Annotated in this window: 3 protein-coding genes and 1 pseudogene; all 4 read left to right on the top strand. The window is 64.1% G+C overall.

Annotated features, from left to right (window positions below):
* A partial coding sequence (locus EOA33_RS31055; RefSeq protein WP_245482490.1) for an amidase family protein occupies window positions 1-680 on the top strand: 680 nt, incomplete at its 5' end.
* Window positions 681-683: 3 nt separating this feature from the next.
* The gene (locus EOA33_RS31050; RefSeq protein WP_126058446.1) at window positions 684-1,583 is read left to right on the top strand and encodes a LysR family transcriptional regulator; all 900 of its coding nucleotides are present in this window, start codon (window positions 684-686) and stop codon (window positions 1,581-1,583) included.
* Window positions 1,584-1,655: 72 nt separating this feature from the next.
* On the top strand, window positions 1,656-2,324 hold the full coding sequence (locus EOA33_RS31045) for a DUF1007 family protein (protein ID WP_127407375.1): 669 nt from the start codon (window positions 1,656-1,658) through the stop codon (window positions 2,322-2,324).
* 8 nt (window positions 2,325-2,332) lie between these two features.
* A pseudogene (locus EOA33_RS31040) lies at window positions 2,333-2,747 on the top strand (delayed-early response protein/equilibrative nucleoside transporter); the annotation flags it as partial.

Genomic DNA, 2,747 nt, shown 5'->3' with positions numbered 1-2,747 from the left:
TCGCCGACGACATCGAAACCTATGAGGCGGTCGGCAAGCTGCTCCTCGGCCGCGACCCGCACCAGCATGGGCTCAACCGGCCGCTGTCGATCGGCTGGCTGGACGCCTTAGTGTCGGGCACGGCCGAGGCCACCGAATATACCAGAATGAAGGCGCTCGCCGCTTCCGTCATCGGCGAGCCGGCGCAGGTGGAGTACAGTTTCGCCTCCTTCCCCGACGAGCTCTATTGGTGCTTTCGCCGCCTGCAGGCCTTCGAGGCATGGCAGGAGCATGGCGACTGGATCAGCAGCGGCGAGCGCGGTCTCGGGCCGGGCGTCGACGAGCGTTTCGCTTTTGGCCGAGCCGTCGATGCCAGGACGGTCGCAACCGAAGAGGCGCGCCGGCTGGCCTTCCGCGCCGAGCTCGCCGCCCTGCTCGGCAGCCATGGCTTTCTCGTCCTGCCGACGGTTCCGGGCGCGGCGCCGCTCGTCAAGAGCGCGCCGGAACAGCTGCAGACCTACCGCGAAAGGGCACTGCATCTATTGTGCCTCTCCGGCCTCTCCGGTTTCCCGCAGATCACGCTGCCGCTCGGATCGGTCGACGGCGCCCCGTTCGGGCTGTCACTGCTCGGCCCTTCCGGAAGCGACGTCGCCCTGATACGGCTCGGCCGCAAACTCCTCGACGCCGCACGAAGGGCCTGAGCCATGGACACGCTGACCCGCATGCGCGCCTTCATCGACGTCGTCGAGGCCGAAGGCTTTTCGGCCGCCGCGCGCAAGATCGGTCGCTCCAAGGCGTTGCTGTCGAAATATGTGCGCGAGCTGGAGGACGAGCTAGGCGCCTTGCTCCTGAACCGCACCACCAGGCAGTTCTCGATGACCGAGGCCGGCCATACCTACTACAGGCGCGCCTCCGAGATCGTGCGCGAGGTCGACAGTCTGGCCGATGCGGTGCGCGAATCCTCCGGCGATGTGCGCGGCCGCATCAAGCTTTCGGCGGCGCGCACCTTCGCCGACGCGCCGATCGGCCAGTCGCTGATCGACTTCGCCAAGGAGCATCCCGACATCGTGCTCGACATCCATCTCGATGACCGTTTCGTCGACCTGGTCGAGGAGGGCTTCGACCTCGCCGTGCGCATCTCCAGGCTGGAGAACTCCTCGCTGATCGCAAGGCGCCTTGCGCCCTTTTCTGTCAGGCTGTGCGCATCGCCGGACCTGATCGCCAAGCACGGCATGCCGATGCGTCCGCAGGACCTCGCCCGCATCCCCTGCATCATCGACACCAATGGCCGCTGGCTGACCAACTGGCCGTTCAAAGGCGACGCCGGCGACACGATGAGCGTGTCGGTCTCCGGCCCGATCGAGGTCAACAGCCCGATGACCGCGAGGGCCGCGGCCGTTGCCGGCCTTGGCTTCACCATGCTGCCCGATTTCATCGCTATCCCCGAGATCGAGAGCGGCCGGCTGGTGACGGCATTGGACGACCGCCTGCTCTCCGGCAGCGGCATCTTCGCCGTCTATCCGCACCGGCGCTATCTGCCGGCAAAGGTGCGCGTCTTTGTCGATTTCCTGGTGCAGTGGTTCAAGACACGCGAAAGCGCCTGACACGGTCCCAATTTCGCCCCCTTTCTGGTAACTCTCGACAGTCGTCCCAATCCCATGGAATCGCCATCCGCAATGCACCTGAAACGGCAAGCAATCATGCTGGCTTCGGCCATGGCGGCGACCTTCGCGGCGGTCGAACCGGCCGAAGTGCATCCGCACGTCTTCGCCGAGGCTCGCCTCGACGTCATCCTCAGCGAGGATCACCAAAGTGTGAAGGCGTTGCGCCATCTCTGGCGTTTTGACGACCTGTTTTCGAGTACGGTGATGATGGAGTTCGACAAGAACTCCGACCTGAAGCTTGACGACAAGGAGCTGAAGGAAGTGGCCGACACCGTCCATTCTTCGTTGGCGGAGTTCAACTATTTCCAGCTCGTCACCCAGGACGGCAAGGACGTGGCGATGACCCCTCCTCCACATCTCATGGCCAATTTCGACAACGACCAGCTGATCATCCTGTTCGAATCCGAGCCCAAGGTTCCGATCAGGCTCGCCGGCAAGATCGACATCGGCGTCTATGACCCCACCTTCTATACCGCGATCGACTTCACCGACGATGCGAACCTCACCGTGGAGGGCCTGCCCTCGACCTGCACCAAGAAGGTCATCCGCCCCGATCCGGACGAGGCGATCGCCGAGAACCAGAAGTCCCTGACGGAAGCGTTCTTCAACGATCCGACAGGCACCGACATGAGCAAGATCTTCGCCACCAAGCTCGAACTGAACTGCTCGCCAGAAGGATAGATCCGGTGATGAAACCGTCGCTGCGTTTGGCGCTCGGCCTAGCGGCCGCCACCCTGGTGATCACCCATCTGCCGGATGTCGCCCACGCCCAGAGCTCGCTCGGCATCGGCACCAATGACGGCACGGCGCCCTCCACCTCCGGGCTCTTCGCCCACATCCTGATGTGGATCAATCTCAGGCAGCAGGAATTCTACCATTCGCTCGCCGTCGCCATGAAAGCGATGCGCGAGGACGGCAGCAAGCTGTGGCTGCTGATCGGCCTCTCCTTCGCCTATGGCATCTTCCATGCCGCCGGCCCCGGCCACGGCAAGGCGGTGATCTCGTCCTATATGGTGGCCAATGAAGTGGCGTTGAAGCGCGGCATCATGCTGTCCTTCGTCTCGGCGCTGCTGCAGGGCCTGACGGCGGTCGTGGTCATGATGC

Source organism: Mesorhizobium sp. M4A.F.Ca.ET.050.02.1.1, from assembly GCF_003997725.1.
In the GTDB taxonomy this organism is placed as follows: domain Bacteria; phylum Pseudomonadota; class Alphaproteobacteria; order Rhizobiales; family Rhizobiaceae; genus Mesorhizobium.
This window is presented reverse-complemented; position numbering and strand designations above follow the sequence as displayed.

Excerpts from the sequence above, each read along its gene's own strand:
- EOA33_RS31050 (WP_126058446.1), top strand. The coding sequence starts at position 684 with ATGGACACGCTGACCCGCATGCGCGCCTTCATCGACGTCGTCGAGGCC.
- EOA33_RS31045 (WP_127407375.1), top strand. The coding sequence starts at position 1,656 with ATGCACCTGAAACGGCAAGCAATCATGCTGGCTTCGGCCATGGCGGCG.